Below are 17,396 nucleotides of genomic sequence, written 5' to 3'. Positions count from 1 at the left end.
ATTCAGCATCAGTCTCAAGAAGATTAACCGTGGCATTGAGCACCTAATTGCGTCAACATTAAGGTACTACTTTCGAAGGTGACAGAGTCTTTCATCGTCTGTCTTAAAAAGGCGTTCATCGCCGGCTGCAAACGAATCGCATTATCGATACGAGGATCGCTACCTTGGCTATAGGCACCAATGGAGATCAAGTCTTTATTTTGTTGATACAGTGAGTAAACCTGTTTCACTTTACGCATCGCCTCTAAGTGCTCAGCACTTATCACCATGGGCGCGACACGGCTGATTGAAGCTTCGATGTCGATGGCAGGATAGTGTCCGGAATCGGCTAGACTTCGCGATAATACGATATGGCCATCAAGAATAGCCCTCGAGGCATCGGCAATGGGATCTTGCAGATCATCGCCCTCGGTTAACACAGTATAAAAAGCGGTAATAGAACCTTGCTTACCACCACCATTACCCGCACGCTCCACCAACTTAGGTAATTTAGCAAATACCGATGGCGGATAGCCTTTAGTCGCAGGCGGCTCACCTACAGCCAATGCAATTTCACGCTGCGCTTGAGCATAACGGGTCAAACTGTCCATAAGCAGCAGCACGTTATAACCGAGATCGCGAAAATACTCGGCGATGCGGGTTGAGGTTTCACAAGCGCGAAGACGCATCAAAGGTGAAGTATCAGCCGGCGCTGCAACAACAACCGAACGAGCTCGTCCCTCTGGGCCTAAAATCTCTTCGATGAACTCTTTAACTTCTCGGCCACGCTCCCCGACTAGTCCCACAACGATAATATCGGCAGTGGTCCCCCTTGTCATCATGCCCAGCAGCACACTCTTACCGACGCCCGAACCTGCGAACAAGCCCATACGTTGACCCTTACCCACAGTAAGCATCGAGTTAATGGCTCTAACACCAACATCGAGTGGTTCGCTGATAGCGCGCCTTGCGAGGGGGTTTATTGCTGGGGCATGGCTTGAGGCTTTCTGATCTGTCTTTAAATTCCCTAAGCCATCGATAGGTAAGCCACTGCCATCTAGCACTCGCCCAAGCAGTGATAAGCCGACGTTTAAGCCAGACTGTTCACCTAGGGGAGTCACTTTAGCACCCGGCAGCACACCGCGAAGCTCTTCGATAGGCATTAGGTAGAGTAGCTGATCGTCAAATCCGATGACCTCGGCAATCAGATCGCCCGACATGGTTTCGATGGCACAGAGGCTACCCACGGCGGCGCGGCAACCTGTCGCCTCTAGGGTCAAGCCCACCACACGTACCAGTTGGCCACTGGCCTCAACCACAAATGGGTGCACTTTTTGCTGATGCTGAGCCAGCTTATTACGGAGTTGGTGCTGACGGGTCTGCATGCTCACCTTCATTAGTATTTAAAGATGTGGTTGGCTGGTCACTGCCTACAGCATCAGACTCAAGCTGTTCGCTACCCAGTGTTGCTTCAACTGCAGCCGCATGCTCCTGTGCTTTAACCTGCCTTTGTGCAAGCAAGGCTTCCTCTTGCTGCTCTTTTAATTGCAGCAGATCTTGTTGATGCTTATCTAACTCTAAAAAGACATGCTGCATGCGCGTTTCGACCGTCATATCGATATGGCTGCGACCGCTAGTAATAATGCAGTCACCAGCAGTCAAACTCGGATCGGCTTCGATATCCCAGCGGTTACGCTCTAGCTGGGTTTGAGAATACAGCTCAGAGATCAATACCTCATCGCTCGGTGTAACCCTAATATTGACCTTTTGCTCTTTTATCGGCAACGAGTCAACGCCCTGACGTAAGGCTGTTAAGATATGCTCGGGATAGGTTTTCAGTTCATGGCCAATAACTGCTTTTGCCAACACCATAGAGGTATTGAGTAGTTCTTTTTCGATCTCAGTATCTAAGATTGATAACGGGGCTTCAAACTGGCTCAACAGGTTCTCGAAGCGCTGTAGCATCTCTGCTGCGGCTTGAAGTCCCTCTTGATAACCTTGCTGCTGACCTTGGGAAAAACCTTCGTTATGTCCCTGTTCAAGACCCTCTAACCGGCCTTTTTCTAAGCCTTCGTTATAGCCTTTATCCTGCCCTTCAGCAAAGCCTTCTTGTTCGGCGTGAGCGCGAATATCCTCTATCTCGCTCAGGGTCGGCGGTAAGATTGACTCTACCTCAGCTTGCTCCTCGACTTGCAATTGCAAGCTGTGACGACCGAACATATTCAGCGATGAGGGGGCGCGCTGCTGAGCTATCTCTGGCAGTTCCCAATGTTCAAATTCATCACTTATATTGATGCTAGCGCCCTGAGGCTTTTTAGGGTCAGTCATTATAGAAACTCTTCACCGCCTCCACCGCCAAGCATGATCTCACCACTGTCGCTTAGGCGACGAGCAATCGATAAGATCTCTTTCTGAGCGACTTCAACTTCACTAATTCTAATCGGGCCCATGGCTTCCAAGTCATCTCTAAGTAGTTCTGCAGCACGCTTAGACATATTACTGAGTAGCTTATCTTTAAGTTGATCATCGGCACCTTTTAGCGCCTTCATCAATACGTCTTGTTGTACTTCACGCAGTAGTACCTGGATGCCCATATCATCGACATCGCTGAGGTTTTCAAACACAAACATCAAGTCTTGGATCTGCTGCGCCATCTCTTCATCAGATTCACGCATCGTCTCCATCAAGTGACTCTCAACCCCAGTATCGAGGTAGTTCATAATATTTGCAGCAGCTTTGAGGCCACCCATCTTCGCGGCCTGTGCACCACCTTGACCCGCAAACTGTTTCTCCATGATATCGTTAAGCTCTTGCAGTGCAGCAGGCTGCACCTCTTCAAGGTTAGCGATTCGCATCATCAAGTCTAAACGGGTGTTTTCTGGGAACTGTCCAAAAATCTCCGCCGCCTGATCTGGCTCTAAGTAAGAGAGTACGATAGTTTGGATCTGCGGATGCTCATTTTGAATGATGGTCGCCACCTGACGAGCATCCATCCACTTAAGTGAATCCAAGCCTTTCGCCCCGCCCCCCATAATGATCTGCTCAATCAGGTTACCGGCTTTGTCTTCACCTAATGCTGCCGTAAGCGCTTTACGAACAAACTCTTCACTGTTAAAGCCAATGGATGAATACTTTTGGATATCATCGAGAAAGAGTTTATGAACACCAATCACTTTTTCTTGACCAAAGTCCTGCATCGCAGCCATCGCCATACCGACTTTTTGTACCTGCTTAGGCTCTAGGTGCTTTAGGATAGAGGCTGCATCGCTCTCACTCAGACTCAGCAGTAATATTGCCGTTTTCTCGATGCCATTTAAATCGCTAGTCTTAAAGCCTTCAGCTTCGGACTTAGCTTCTACATTGGTATTATTTGTCATCTTCAAGTAACCAGTTTTTCACGACTTGGGTCGATAGTTCAGGCTCATTAGCCACCAGAGCACGGATCGCTTTGATCATGTCATCGTCTTTATGCAAGTTGGGGATGAGAATTGACCCATCGTCGGCATAGCTATATTCAGCCTCAGGGCGTTGTAGCATACCTAGGGTATCGGCAGCATACTGATCTTCAATTTCTGCAAGCTCACCACCAGTTTTTGGCTCATCGGGCATTGCGACACTATCTGGGTACACCAGCTTTTTAAGCATTGGGCGAACAACAAACAAGATTAATACGATAACGACTAACGCACCGAGTGCCAACTTAACCACACGCCAGAACCAAGGTTGCTCCCACACTTCAATGGCTGGCGCTTCCTCGATGAGCTGATCCATAAACGGCACTGAGACCACTTCGATAATGTCACCACGTTGCGTATTAAAACCAACGGCTCCCTCGAGTAAACGGCGAATATTGGCTAACTCTTGTTCAGTACGAGGTACGCGAGTCACGCTGCCATCTTCAGAAACAGGCCCATTCTTAAAATCGACTGCAACCGATACGCTCACACGTCTTAGGGTGCCAACTTGCTGGCGGGTGTGACTAATCGTTGTATTAAGCTCAAAATTACGCGTTGCTTCCTTGTGGCTGCTGCCAGAAACCTGCTTTGTTGATTCTTCAGTATTCACCTCTTCAGGGATATCAGAAGCCATAGGAGGCTGATTAGAAAGCGCGCCAGGGATCCCCCCTCTGGTGCCGCCAGCAGAGTTATTCTCAACCACCATTTCGCTGCGTAGCGCAGGTAAGTCAGGGTTATAACGCTTTGCCGTTTGCTCTACAGCGGTAAAATCCATACTGACGTCAACCTGAGAAGTAAAGTTCTCAGGCCCTAAGATAGGCATAAGAATCGATTCAACCTTAGTGCGATACTCAGACTCTTTTTGCTGTACGATTTCAAGCTCTCGACGAGCTATGGCGGAGCTGCCATCTTGAGTACCTGAGTTGAGCAGACGGCCATTGGCATCGGTCACGGTAACTTTATTGGGTTCAAGGTTATGCACCGCTGAAGCGACGATATCGACAATCGAGTCAACCTCTTCTTGACTCAGGCCACTGCGACGAGTGCTCACAACAACGGTCGCACTCGGCTTGGAGCGGTTGCGAGCAAAAACGTTTTCTTTAGGTAAGGCTAAAATGACTTTAGCGCGGGTTACGCTTTTTAGCTCTTCGATAACGCGAGCGAGGTTTTGTTCTTGGCTATGCTTTAGGCGAGCTTGCTCCATGCGTTGACTCACGCCAAAGCCACTGTCTTTATTTAGAAAGTCATTATTGGCTTCTTGGTTATCAAGCCCTTCGCGGCTTAATAGCATTCTTACATCTTGGAACTTGTCTTCAGGCACTTTGACCACGTCGCCTTGGATTTCATACTTTACTTTATTTTTATCAAGTACATCCAAAACTTGCACCATCTCTGCGGTGCTCATCTGGCCAAGAGGACGATACTCAGGCTCTTGTGCCCAAATCATCACAAAAACGGCCACAGCCAAACAGATAGCGAGGGCTAAGATCATCGTCACTTGACGTAGCAGATCGACCCCGCCTAGTGCGCCCATTAAGCCCGGCTTATGTTCTTCTTGAACACCTGATGTTTGTGGGCTCGATGCTAAACCAGAGCCTGTTCCTACGACCATTTCTGTACTCACTCTTGTACCCTGCTTTTATCGAATAAAGGCCTAAACAGGCATACTCATAATTTCTTTATAAGCTTCAACCAGCTTATTGCGCACTTGCACGGTTGCCTCGAAAGCAACGCTAGATTTTTCTCTGGCGATCACGGTATCAGATAATGTCACTGTGGTATCTCCCATGTCGAGTCGAGTGGCGAGATTAGAAGCATTTGCTTGAAGTTCGCTTACATTTCCAACAGCTTGGGAGAGTAACTGGCCAAAATCACTGCCTGAGGTATTTTGTACCTGACGGCTGATCCCAGTTTGAATGCTTGATGTGCCGATTTGACCGTTAAGTGACTGCATCTCTTGCAGTAAAGAATTCGCACCAATTTGCATACTTATCTCCCATGTCGATTTCTTGACGAAATATAGATATAGCTAGATAAAGCAAATAGCTTGCCAGTTTTGATAAAAGAAGGGATAAAGCAGAGAAGGACGCTACGCTGCTAGGAAAGGCGAAGAAAGGTCCTAGGTAAAAGCAGAGACGGACAAACAGTAAAGACGAACGGCCTGCGGCCTTACGGAACGAGGCTTCGCCACTACAGAACGCTTCGCTTACAGAAAAACCGATTAAAGCATAAACGATTTAGAGCCGAGACGAAAAAGCCGGAAAATCTTGTACCATCTTAGCTTGTACCATCTCAGCTTGTACCGTCTCAGCTTGTACTGTCTCAGCTTGTACCGTCTCAGCTTGTACTGTCTCAGCTTGTACCGTCTCAGCTTGTACCGTGTCAGCTTGTACCGTGTCAGCTTGTACCGTCTCAGCTTGTACCGTCTCAGCTTGTACCGTCTCAGCTTGTACCGTCTCAGCTTGTACTGTCAGCGTAGCGTTCTATGAGTGAGCCTGCGAACATTCCGTCTTCCGTGAGCGAAGCGTTCGTCTCAGCCTTTGATTGTATAGCAGGACGAAGTCCGCACTAGAACCTAGAAGCGAAGCGCCCTAGCAGCCCGTAGGGCGTCCTTCCTATCTTTAAGCCGGTATTTGAATACCTTGATCTCGCATTTTAGCCATCTTGTAACGCAGGGTTCTGGCACTGATCCCCAATTTCTCGGCCACAAGCTTACGGCTACCGCCACATTGAGATAGCGTCTCTAAAATGATCACATGCTCTTGCGCCTTTAGCTCATCGCCTAAACCGTCCAGCTCAACAGGCTTACTATCAACCAAAGGTGTGGCTTCGCTAACTAAACCTAACTCTTGTGAGTCGATAATAATATCTGCGGCGGTCACCTTGGGCGATACAGATAAAATCACAGCTCGTTGTACGACATTATCGAGTTCGCGTACGTTGCCCGGCCAGCGATGGGCCAATAAGCGCCGTGATGCACATTCACTAAATTCCGGCATTTCGCTGCGATTAGCAATCAAGGCATGACGCTGCAACAGGTGCCTTGCAAGAGGAAGAATATCGGCTGGCCGTTGATTAAGTGCAGGCCAAGTCAGCGGGAAAACGTTGATTCGATAATACAAGTCTTCTCTAAACTCGCCCGATGCTGCCATCGATTTCAAGTCTCGGTTCGAGGTAGCTAACACACGCACATTGAGCTTAATGGTTTTGCGGCCGCCTAAACGCTCCACTTCACGTTCCTGCAATACCCGCAGCAGCTTAGCTTGCAGCCCTACTTCCATTTCAGAGATCTCATCAAGCAGCAAAGTACCGCCTTGCGCCTGTTCAAACTTGCCTGGACAGGCTTGATAAGCCCCGGTAAAGGCGCCTTTCTCATAACCAAACAAGGTTGCTTCTAGCATATTTTCAGGAATGGCTGCACAGTTGATGGCGATAAATGGCTGCTCAGCCCGCTGACTATTCTGATGAATAAAACGTGCCAAAACCTCTTTACCGCTTCCGCTTGGTCCCATGATCATCACCGAGGCATCTGACGCGGCGACTCGCTGAGCTAATGCTAACAGCGCAATACTCTTTTCATCGGCAACGATCGGCGTACCTTCTGCAGATTTAGCAGGCATGTAGCGAGAAACTTGATTAAGTAATACCTCTGGCGAAAAAGGTTTCGCTAAATAGTCCACTGCACCGAGTTTCATCGCATTAACGGCGTTGTCTATCGTCGCGTATGCCGTCATCAACAATACTGGGAGCTTAGGATGATGTTGCTGCATATAGTTCAGCAGACCTATGCCACCGATCCCATCCATCTGCACATCACTGATAACCAAATCGAATGTATTCGCTTTGAGAGACAAAATTGCCTCTTCCGCCGACGCCACATCAACACAATCATAATGGGCCAACATCAAGGTATCTAGCAGCGCCTCACGCAGCGAAGCATCATCCTCAACCAGTAATAATCTACCTTCAGACATGCTTATTATCTCCTTGAGCTTCAATGTGTGCCTTGTTAAACGAAAGCAGTGGCAACTTCAGTGAAGCAGTACAACCTTTGCCTAAGTGACAGCTAAACTGCATCTTGCCGCCATGATTATTTACCACCGCCTGCACCACAGCTAGTCCTAAACCTGTACCCTGTGATTTAGTGGTAAAGAAAGGTTCCAGCACTTGTTGCTGCATATTGGCATCGAGTCCTTTACCGTTATCGATAACATCTAGATGTAGTGCTGTTTGAGTATCATAGGCATGTAAGGTAATTTCACTGGCATCAGCCTCTAAACTGTTCATAACCAAGTTATTAATTGCAGAACAGAGCGCCGCATCATTAGCGCGAATTTTTTGCTTAGACTCATTATTAAAATGCAGTAGACAGCCTTTTTGCTCAGCTATCGGCAGGCAGTTACTCAGCACATTATCAACCACTTCTTCGATAACCAAAATAGAATCTAGCTCTTGCTGACGCCCTTTCGCCATCAACAACATATCGTTTACCTGATGTTCTAGCTCATTGAGTCTGTCGACTAACTTACCTTGAAAGCGTTTGCGTGAGTCATCAGATATCTTTGGACTTGCAAGATTTGAAGCGTATAACAGGGCCGCGCTTAATGGCGTTCTCACTTGATGCGCCAAAGTAGCTACCATCTTACCCAGTGCCGATAACCTTTGCAGGTGCGACAAGTTCTTTTGCAGTAAACGGGTTTCGGTTAGATCGGTTAATACAATAAGCTGGCCAGGCTCTGGTGTAAGCGGCGTGATCGCAAGTTTTACTCGGCGACCATTACGCAGAGATACCTCATGACCATCATCATCCTGCGGTGAAAATGCACGGTTAATGATCTGCAGCCAACGCTGTCCTTCTAAAGGCGTACCCAAAAGTTCAATTGCGACAGGGTTAGCTTCGGTAACGATACCATCACCACTGATAATCACCACGCCTGAAGGCATAGCCTGCAGAATATGCTCCATACGATTAGACATATTTGCGGCTTGTTGCACATCAACCAAGTGTGGGCGCTTCGCCGCTCTTGCACTAGTAGCATTCGTTGCGTCGAGTTGGGACTGTGGAATAGCGGACATGGTGACCCCGTCAAAAAAACTGCATTTGCAGGGGTTAAAGCAGGATTTGTGCCAGTTATAAAGAAAGGACGCTTCGCTGCTAGGACGTGACTGCGTCACTGCTAGGGCGTCGCGTTGCTCCTTCTAGATTCTAGGGGAAAGCTAAGATGGAAATAGCTGAGACGAACGGCCTGCGGCCTCACGGCACGTGACTGTTTGATTTAATTGAATGTCACTACAGAACGCTTCGCTTACGGAAAAGCCTTAAAAGGTTAAAGCGACGGCATATATGCCGACCTACATAAAAAGCAGATCCTAGGAACTAGGAAAGCAGGTTAAAGCTAAGAGTAGAAAATCTGAGACGAACGGCCTGCGGCCTCACGGCACGTGACTGTTTGATTTAATTGAATGTCACTACAGAACGCTTCGCTTTCGGAAAAGCCTTAAAAGTTAAAGCGACGGCATATATGCCGACCTACATAAAAAGCAGATCCTAGGTACTAGGAAAGCAGGTTAAAGCTAAGAGTAGAAAATCTGAGACGAACGGCCTGCGGCCTCACGGCACGTGACTGTTTGATTTAATTGAATGTCACTACAGAACGCTTCGCTTACGGAAAAGCCTTAAAGGTTAAAGCGACAGCATAAATGCCGACCTACATAAAAAGCAGATCCTAGGTACTAGGAAAGCAGGTTAAAGCTAAGACTAGAAAAGCTGAGACGAACGGCCTGCGGCCTCACGGCACGTGACTGTTTGATTTAATTGAATGTCACTACAGAACGCTTCGCTTACGGAAAAGCCTTAAAGGTTAAAGCGACAGCATAAATGCCGACCTACATAAAAAGCAGATCCTAGGTACTAGGAAAGCAGGTTAAAGCTAAGACTAGAAAAGCTGAGACGAACGGCCTGCGGCCTCACGGCACGCTGCGCTTACAGAAAAGATTAAAGCTACGGCAATAAAAAACCAGAAGACTCTGCTTCTGGCTTATTCGCGAAAGTTCTTAGCTTGACCTGTATCAGCTTGATGGGCTAAAGCCCTACCTACAGTCAATTTTTTATCTTTGCTTTACCGTAAGCGCAGCGTTCCGTGAGTGAGCTTGCGAACGTTCCGTCTTCCGTGAGCGAAGCGTGCTGTAAGTGAGCTTGCGAACGTTCCGCCTTCCGTAAGCGAAGCGTTCGTCTCAGCCTTTGCTTGTGCTTTTCCTAGAAGCGCAGCGCCCTCGAAGGACGAAGTCCGCCCTAGGATCTCGAAGCGCAGCGTTCATCTTAGCCTTAATCTTTACTCAAGCCATACTTACGCATTTTTTCAACTAAGGTTGTACGGCGAATGCCGAGCATCTCTGCGGCGCGGGCCACGACGCTATCTTGTTGATCCAAAGCTTGTCTAATCATATCGATTTCAAGCTCAGCAAGTAAGTCCTTAAGGTTTACCCCTTCAGGTGGCAGTTCACTCGGGAATCGCGTTTCAGGGATCTCGATAGGCTCTTCATCATTAAAGATAGAGGCTAAAGCATCGCGCTCTTGCTGCTCTTCGCTGATTTCGACACAATATTCAGGCACATCGATATGACGATACTTTATAGGCAAGTCATTGACGTCGACTAAGCCACCTGGATAAAGAATCGTTAAACGCTCAACCAGATTCGATAGCTCACGCACGTTGCCTGACCAAGCATGCTCCTTCAACGACTCAATTGCACGCTGAGTAAAACGAACACGACCTCGTCCTTCGTTATACACTCGGCTAACAAGCTCTTGCAGCAACAGTGGGATATCCTCTTTGCGCTCGCACAAAGCAGGCATCTCAACTGGGAAAACATTCAGGCGATAGTAGAGATCTTCTCGAAAATCCCCTTTCTCAATCATGGTTTCTAAATTTCTATGGGTCGCAGCGACCACTCGAACATCGGCAGAGATAGACTTGCTGCCACCGACACGCTCGAACATACGCTCTTGCAGAACACGTAATAACTTAACTTGCATCTGCAGTGGCATATCGCCAATTTCATCGAGAAACAGTGTGCCCTTCTCAGCAAGCTCAAAGCGCCCTTTACGGGCACTAATCGCACCAGTAAATGAGCCTTTTTCATGACCGAAGAGTTCACTTTCCAATAATTCTGGGGGAATAGCCCCACAGTTAACTGGAATAAATGGGCCATCACGGCGATCTGAAATATAGTGAATATTGCGAGCGACAACCTCTTTACCCGTACCAGATTGGCCGAGTATGAGCACTGTGGCGTCAGAACCCGCGACCTGATTAATCAGGTGGCGAACATTCGCAATGCCCTCGCTACGTCCCACTAAACTTCTGAATAATTTAGTCTGATTCGCACTGGTTGGGATCTCTGGACGTTTTACCTGCCCATAAACCTGACAAAAGTGGAGCAGCTCAGTCAATTGAGGATAGTTTAAAGGTTCTTCGATGCAGCCGAGAATATTCGACGCTTTAATGTCGTCTCTTTCCCCTAGCATCAAAAAAGGTTGCCATGGGAGCACACCAGTCAAAGACTGAATAAGTTCTTTAGGTTGGTTCTCAGAAGGTAAAACAATCGCGCGAAAGCGAGTCTGTTTAGTATGCATCTCAAGTTTATCGAAATCGACTAACTCGACCTGCTCTCCTAAAAACTCAAATACGCACGACAAGCGATTAATTCGCTCAGACTGGTTACCTACAAGTAGAATTCGTTGATCTGTTTGCATCATTCCGAAGGCCGTTAGGCTCAAATATTTCAGCGCATTAATTATTAGTGTTCGTTGCTTTTCTCAAGCTAATTTTTCAAGCCAGTAGATATCTAATGCTGATTATCAAATATCTACCAAATAGAATAGTGTATTATCAGCCCGTTATTAGCAAGCCCCTGATGAATTTTATGAGGAGCTGACTAAGTTTTAGGTTAAAAACTCTACTTTACAATCAGTAGTTAGACGTATTTTTGACAGGTGACAAAAAGGAGACGTAATTGTCCCCTCTTTACTCTCAACTTCTATATAGCATTCGCATGAGAGTCAATATGATGCTTATCAGCTGGAATGGCGTCCCAACCTTCTTTAATCGTTCTAATGATCGCACTGACATCATCTAATGCCTTCACATCATTATTTAAATTTGCTTCGGAGATCCGGCGTAGCATAAAGTCGTAAAGATCATTAAGATTCTTGGCAACATCACCACCCGCTTCCATATTCAAACTGTTGTTCAAGCCAGTAATGATCCCGATAGCTTTACCAATAAATATACCTTTATTAGCAAGGTCATTATTTTCAATCGCATAGCGACTCTGTGCAATACGTTGCAACGCACCATCAAACATCATTTGAATGATGCGATGTGGTGATGCGACTGCTATCTCACTTTCTAGCGAAACCTTTCGATATGATTGAAGAGAACTTCTCATTTTAACCTACCTATTAGCATCTATAGCCTTGTAAACATTCAGCTGTCGTTTACTTTTACGCCCAGCATGAAGCAGGGATTGCCGGTGATCCTTAATCACTTTAGCCTTAGCCTCAAATGATTGCGTTATCAGTAGCTGCTCTTTCAACTGTGCAGCATCGGCGTCGGTTGCATTAGCAAATGTGCTTGCGAGTAAAAGTTGACGCTTCCCAACAAGTTCTTGCAAATATGATACCAACTCATCGGTAGACTCATCTTCAGCTACGACTTGATTAAGAGTGGCTAACACCTTCTCCAGCTCTTGGTTTAACTCAGATAAAGACTGCAAACTAAACTCCTAAACTAACTAAAGCGAAATAACTATTGTCCAACGACACCTGGCAATGAGTTCAGACGCTCAGCAAGGCCTGCACTTTGTTGGTTCAACTGGCCTACAATCAAGTCCATGGCGTTAAACTGTTTAAACAGGCGAGCCTGCAGCATTTCCATCTTTAATGAAAATGACTCACGTTGATCATCCAACCGCTGCTGCTCAGCTGTTAAAGCGTTATTACGGCTATCAATTAGCCCACCGGCTTTCACATAGCCATCTACAACCTTATCTAAGCTGCTAGCAATACCTGTATCAGGAGTGGCAAATAAGCCCTCAACGGCCCCCATGTCCTCGCTCAATGCCTTATCAAGCTTTTCATCGTTAATGGACATCTTGCCGTATCTGTCCGTCTCGATGCCTATATCATAAAGCGCAATGGTTTCACCATCGACATCAACACGGTTGCTGATCATATTACGCAGTTGTGATTCGATAGAACGGATCATCGAGTCACCTTGGAGGGCTGCAGCTTCCTTTTTTTCTACATCATATTTTGATAGGCTATCTATTGATCCAATGAGTGTATTATAGGCATCGACAAAACCCTTAATATTTTCCTTAACGGCCTTATCGTCTTGCTCAATTTTTAAGGTGGAGGTTTTATTAACATCGGCATCGGTAAGCGATAGCGTCACCCCTGTAATGGCATTTTCGACATCATTACTTTGCGAAGTCACTTTCTGACCATCGATATAAATCACGGCATTTTGTGCCGCTTGTAACTCGGTCAGGTTACCCGCACCAAACATATCATTGAGGCCAGAACCAACCGTATCAGTAGCTGTTACGCTGACTTGGTTGTCAGCACCAGATTCATCTGAACTAAAGACCAAACGGCTACCGCCATCACTTTTAATGATAGTGGCTGTAACACCTGAATTATCGGCCGATTCGTTGACTTTTTTAGCGATAGCTTCTAGTGAATCCCCTGCCTCAATATCAACAGAAAAGGCTTTACCATTAACGGAAAGATCTAGGCTGCCCTGACCCACTGGTGCCGTAGCATCAGCCACATTAACGCCAGCTACTTTATGAAAGCTTGCTAGTTGCTCGACTTGTACTTGATAGCTGCCCGATTGTGCATTCTTATCTGCAGTCGCGGTAAAAAAGTCACTTTCACCAGTAGAGACTTTACGAATGTTAAGTGAATTTGGATCGCTCAGTTTTTCTAAAGCATCTTGGAAAGTCGACAACTGACTCTTAAGGGTACCAATAGCGGAGACCTTTGATTCAATAGTCTCTTCTGTTTTATCAAAAATCGCTTCTTTGGGTATTTTTTCGGCATCAACTAACACCCCAACGATGGTGTTGATATCTAAGCCGGATCCGATACCGGTTGCTGTTAATGCCATTTTTGCCCCCTAGACAAAATAATTAATTTTTGACGCGCCTGTTACGCTTCAGTCTTAAGCAAGAATCCCGCCACTTCATTAAGTTTTTGCGCTAATTCTAGTGCTTCTTCGTTTGGGATCTGCCGGATAACATCGCCTGAGTCGACATCCATAACACTGACAACACTTCGGCCTGAATCCTCATCAACCTTAAATGCTAAGCCTTTACGCATTAAGGACATCATATCGGTTAATTCACTGGCGATGTCGTGGAGTCCTTCTGCTTCATCTTTTGGGGCTCCCTGAGTCAACAGCCCTTGTTCCGCGTTATTAGCATCGCTAATCGATACTGAGTCTGATAATGACTCTGTATCGGTTGCTGAATTATTAGCCTCAACTTTCACCGCTGTCTGACTTACAGCACCTGTAAAGCTCACATCCATTGTCATATTTCACCTCCATAACACTTAACTATTAGGCGCCCTGGACTTCTTAGCGCCATAGAATATAAACGACAAAGGGAGATTCATAGTGAATCCCCCCCTTATTGAGCTATCGTTTAAATTTCAACTCCCCCCATGGAGAGTAGAGATTAAAGGAGAGACAAAGCAACTTGTGGTAGCTGGTTTGCTTGGGCAAGCATAGCTGAACCTGTTTGCTGCAGCACCTGGTTTTTAGTCATTGCTGCAGTTTCTTTTGCAAAGTCAACATCTACAATACGGCTCTTAGCATCGGCAACGTTTGCTTGTGTGTTAGCACTGTTGCTGATGTTGTGAGATAGACGGTTTTGGATAGCACCAAGCTCAGCACGCTGACCATCAATGTTCTTGATTGCAGCATCTAGCTTACCAATTGCCGCGTCACGACCAGCTGAAGTTGTCACGTCTAGTGCGCCAACAGAAAGTGTTGTCGCGTCGGTCTTTTTAACAGTAATAGTAACGTCTTCACCATCTTGGTGACCAACTTGGAACTTCTTACCGCCAGAGAAACCACCAGCCATTAGCTTGGTGTTACCAAATGCTGTAGTGTCACCGATAGAAGTGATCTCAGTCGCTAACTCATCCATCTCAGCTTTAATCGCTGTTAAGTCATCTGCACTGTTGGCACCGTTTTCAGACTGGATTGCTAGGTCACGCATACGCTGAAGCATGTTAGTTTGCTCCTGCATCGCACCTTCAGAGATTTGCGCAATTGAAATCGCATCGTTAGCGTTACGCATACCAACTTCAAGACCACGAACCTGTGAGTCTAGACGGTTAGAAATAGCTAGACCCGCAGCATCGTCCTTCGCACCGTTAATGCGAAGACCACTTGATAGACGCTCCATAGAAGTCGCCAAGTTTTGGCTAGAAGCATTCAAGTTCTTTTGCGCTTTCATCGAAGTCACGTTTGTATTTACTGTAATAGCCATAATTTGTTTCCTCTTAAAATACCTGGCTTTAAAACTTGCCTGTCTATTTACGCCAGGCGGGTCTATTGGGTTACAGTAACTTTAACGGCAGCGATTTTTTAATCTTTAGCAGTTTTTTAAAAAAAACAGATATATTTAAACATTTCCTTTTAAAACATAGTGATAGATGGGGTTCTGTAACATTCCCTCCCCAGAAACAGAAAATCCATATTCACTGTATAAACAGTCAATATGGATCTTTCTTACTCATCTGCTACTGCAGATTATCTGTCTATTTCAGCTAGAAAATTAGCCTAGAAGAGATAGTGCAACTTGTGGCAGCTGATTAGCTTGAGCAAGCATAGCGCTACCAGTTTGCTGTAATACCTGATTCTTTGTCATCTCAGCCGTTTCTTTAGCAAAATCCACATCCACAATACGGCTCTTAGCATCGGCAACGTTTGCTTGAGTATTCGCACTGTTACTGATGTTGTGAGACAGACGGTTTTGAACAGCACCCAGCTCGGCACGTTGTGTATCGATATTTTTAATCGCCGCATCAAGTTGACCAATCGCCGCATCACGACCTGCTGATGTCGTTACGTCAAGCGCATTAACCGACAGTGTTGTCGCATTGGTTGTCTTAACGGTGACTGTTACATCTTCGCCATCTTGGTGACCAACTTGGAACTTCTTGCCCGCTGAGAATTCACCAGCAAGTAATTTAGTATTACCAAAAGCAGTACTGTCACCAATCGCTGTAATTTCAGTAACTAGCTGATCCATTTCTTCTTTAATAGCCGTTAAATCGTCAGCACTGTTGGCACCGTTTTCAGATTGGATTGCTAAGTCACGCATACGCTGCAACATGTTTGTTTGCTCTTGCATCGCACCTTCTGAAATCTGTGCAATAGAAATAGCATCGTTAGCGTTACGCATACCAACCTCTAAACCACGAACCTGTGAGTTCAAACGGTTAGAGATCGCTAAACCTGCGGCGTCATCCTTTGCACTGTTAATGCGAAGACCACTAGATAGACGCTCCATTGATGTTGCTAGACCTTGACTAGAGGTATTAAGGTTCTTCTGAGCCTTCATCGATGTAACGTTAGTATTAACGGTAATAGCCATCTTTAATTTCCTTTATCTAAAGTTGCCGCCAAGACTTCAGACTTGGCTAATTTCGGTTAATTTGAGTTCTCTAGGCCCACACTGCCTATTAGATATAATCAAATAGTGACACTGTGCCGACCTTGGTAAATACGCTTGATGCGGCATTTAGAGCCTGTTGCTGTTGCTCCAACTGCGTTATCGCCTCGGCATAATCTAAATCTTCCAACATAGATAAAGCCGAGTTGTTTACAATCTTCTCTTCTTCATGGGTTGCGCTATAACTGTCTAAACTTTTTAAGCTATTACCAGCTACGCCTCGTGCAACATCCAATTGTTTCATTCCGCTGTCGATATTATTCAACATCTGTGCCAACTCTGACTGTCCAGCAGGAGTGTTTACCTTATTTGGATCCTCTATTAACGCAATGGCGCTATTAATGGTATCGAGCAAACTGACTTCAGGCTTATGATCCAGAGTAAATGAGTCACCCGGCGCGGGTTTGCCATCGAGTTTCACTTCAATACCGTTAAATGAAACCGGGTTATTGGGGTCAAATGCTGTGACCGTGGTTACCACAGCGTTTGACGAATCTCTGACCTCTAAATCATTACCCACCATGTTAAATGTGTAGGTATCTGCTACGTGTGTCGCAGGATCTGTCACTTTAGCGCTCTCGACACTGAACTCACCCGTTTGAGAGGCCAAATAATTGACGCTATAGTCCCCTAAACCATTAGCAGCATTCATAAAAGCAAGATCACCAGGGATATTGGCACCAATAGTTGTGCCCGATGCAACCACACTATCTCGTACACCACTATCACCGTGATATACCACATTGCCGCTGGCATCGAACTCAAAAGGCTGACTGTCAGTATTAAAGCCACTGAACAAGTAATTACCCGATTCATCCTTACTGTTAGCAATCGCCATCAACTCTTCTAGGCTACCGCGCATCTCATCGGCAACAGTTTGCCGATCGGAATCGGTCAAGGTGCCGTTTACCGCCCTAAGCACTTGCTCCCTGACACTGCTAGTGATCGTTGCCGCACTACCAAGCTTACTTTCAGAGATAGACAGACGGTTTTTGGCATAATCAATATTTTTCAAAAACTGATCGACGATGGCATTTTGTTGATTCAGGTTGCCAATTCCCGCTGCAGCAACCGGATCATCCCCAGCAGTATTCACGCGCTTACCTGTCGATAACTGCTCTATAATCTGACTCGTTTGCGATTGCTTTTGAGTCACACTATTAATGTTTTGATGAAACATTTGCGCGGTAGAAATTCGCATAATTCTAA

General features: G+C 46.2%; 16 protein-coding genes. 1 reads left to right on the top strand and 15 read right to left on the bottom strand.

The genetic code is table 11. The annotated features are described in order from the left end of the window. Positions 1 to 23: 23 nt before the first annotated feature. Genes fliI through fliE form a run of 5 tightly spaced genes read right to left on the bottom strand, consistent with a single transcriptional unit; the run spans position 24 to position 5,421 of the window. A complete protein-coding gene (fliI, locus tag JMA39_RS00220; protein ID WP_202719841.1) occupies positions 24 to 1,364 on the bottom strand; it encodes a flagellar protein export ATPase FliI in 1,341 nt (446 codons plus the stop codon). After that, positions 1,336 to 2,307 (bottom strand): flagellar assembly protein FliH, encoded by a 972-nt coding sequence (gene fliH / locus JMA39_RS00215; RefSeq protein ID WP_202719840.1) that lies wholly within the window; start codon positions 2,305 to 2,307, stop codon positions 1,336 to 1,338. Before fliH ends, fliI begins: the two co-directional genes overlap by 29 nt. Next, positions 2,307 to 3,356, bottom strand: a complete 1,050-nt coding sequence (fliG, locus tag JMA39_RS00210; RefSeq protein WP_202719839.1) for a flagellar motor switch protein FliG — start codon at positions 3,354 to 3,356, stop codon at positions 2,307 to 2,309. The genes fliH and fliG overlap by 1 nt, the downstream gene beginning before the upstream one ends. Then, entirely contained in the window at positions 3,346 to 5,046 is a 1,701-nt protein-coding gene (fliF, locus tag JMA39_RS00205) for a flagellar basal-body MS-ring/collar protein FliF (protein ID WP_202720342.1), read from the bottom strand. Before fliF ends, fliG begins: the two co-directional genes overlap by 11 nt. A 42-nt stretch (positions 5,047 to 5,088) precedes the next feature. Then, positions 5,089 to 5,421 carry a flagellar hook-basal body complex protein FliE gene (fliE, locus tag JMA39_RS00200; protein ID WP_202719838.1) on the bottom strand — a complete coding sequence of 111 codons (333 nt, stop codon included), beginning with the start codon at positions 5,419 to 5,421 and terminating at the stop codon, positions 5,089 to 5,091. Between the two features lie 287 nt (positions 5,422 to 5,708). Here fliE and JMA39_RS21445 point away from each other — a divergent pair, with 287 nt between their 5' ends. Beyond that, the gene (locus JMA39_RS21445; RefSeq protein ID WP_202720341.1) at positions 5,709 to 5,927 is read left to right on the top strand and encodes a hypothetical protein; all 219 of its coding nucleotides are present in this window, start codon (positions 5,709 to 5,711) and stop codon (positions 5,925 to 5,927) included. A gap of 128 nt (positions 5,928 to 6,055) precedes the next feature. On the opposite strand, the gene JMA39_RS00190 is transcribed toward JMA39_RS21445, so the two are convergent. The 10 genes from JMA39_RS00190 to flgL form a co-directional block, all read right to left on the bottom strand. Next, positions 6,056 to 7,408, bottom strand: coding sequence for a sigma-54-dependent transcriptional regulator (locus tag JMA39_RS00190; protein ID WP_202719837.1), 1,353 nt, complete (start codon positions 7,406 to 7,408; stop codon positions 6,056 to 6,058). Further along, complete coding sequence (locus JMA39_RS00185; RefSeq protein WP_202719836.1) at positions 7,401 to 8,510, bottom strand: sensor histidine kinase; 1,110 nt, start codon at positions 8,508 to 8,510, stop codon at positions 7,401 to 7,403. Before JMA39_RS00185 ends, JMA39_RS00190 begins: the two co-directional genes overlap by 8 nt. 1,249 nt (positions 8,511 to 9,759) lie before the next feature. Further along, positions 9,760 to 11,193: a sigma-54 dependent transcriptional regulator gene (locus JMA39_RS00180; RefSeq protein WP_269154415.1), complete on the bottom strand. Its 1,434-nt coding sequence runs from the start codon at positions 11,191 to 11,193 to the stop codon at positions 9,760 to 9,762. A 281-nt stretch (positions 11,194 to 11,474) separates the two neighbouring features. Then, a complete protein-coding gene (gene fliS / locus JMA39_RS00175) occupies positions 11,475 to 11,885 on the bottom strand; it encodes a flagellar export chaperone FliS (RefSeq protein ID WP_202719835.1) in 411 nt (136 codons plus the stop codon). A 6-nt stretch (positions 11,886 to 11,891) separates the two neighbouring features. Then, the gene (locus tag JMA39_RS00170; protein ID WP_202719834.1) at positions 11,892 to 12,212 is read right to left on the bottom strand and encodes a hypothetical protein; all 321 of its coding nucleotides are present in this window, start codon (positions 12,210 to 12,212) and stop codon (positions 11,892 to 11,894) included. A gap of 32 nt (positions 12,213 to 12,244) precedes the next feature. After that, positions 12,245 to 13,609, bottom strand: a complete 1,365-nt coding sequence (gene fliD / locus JMA39_RS00165; RefSeq protein WP_202719833.1) for a flagellar filament capping protein FliD — start codon at positions 13,607 to 13,609, stop codon at positions 12,245 to 12,247. A 41-nt stretch (positions 13,610 to 13,650) separates the two neighbouring features. Continuing rightward, positions 13,651 to 14,031 carry a flagellar protein FlaG gene (locus JMA39_RS00160; protein ID WP_202720339.1) on the bottom strand — a complete coding sequence of 127 codons (381 nt, stop codon included), beginning with the start codon at positions 14,029 to 14,031 and terminating at the stop codon, positions 13,651 to 13,653. A 149-nt stretch (positions 14,032 to 14,180) separates the two neighbouring features. Continuing rightward, a complete protein-coding gene (locus JMA39_RS00155; RefSeq protein WP_202719832.1) occupies positions 14,181 to 14,999 on the bottom strand; it encodes a flagellin N-terminal helical domain-containing protein in 819 nt (272 codons plus the stop codon). A 288-nt stretch (positions 15,000 to 15,287) separates the two neighbouring features. Beyond that, positions 15,288 to 16,109 (bottom strand): flagellin N-terminal helical domain-containing protein, encoded by an 822-nt coding sequence (locus JMA39_RS00150; RefSeq protein WP_202719831.1) that lies wholly within the window; start codon positions 16,107 to 16,109, stop codon positions 15,288 to 15,290. 88 nt (positions 16,110 to 16,197) lie between these two features. Continuing rightward, positions 16,198 to 17,388 (bottom strand): flagellar hook-associated protein FlgL, encoded by a 1,191-nt coding sequence (flgL, locus tag JMA39_RS00145; protein ID WP_202719830.1) that lies wholly within the window; start codon positions 17,386 to 17,388, stop codon positions 16,198 to 16,200. Positions 17,389 to 17,396 lie beyond the last annotated feature (8 nt).

It is taken from the genome of Shewanella schlegeliana (genome assembly GCF_016765635.1).
Classification (GTDB): domain Bacteria; phylum Pseudomonadota; class Gammaproteobacteria; order Enterobacterales; family Shewanellaceae; genus Shewanella; species Shewanella schlegeliana.
Note: the sequence above shows the minus strand (reverse complement) of the source record. Positions and strands in the feature narration are given on the sequence as shown.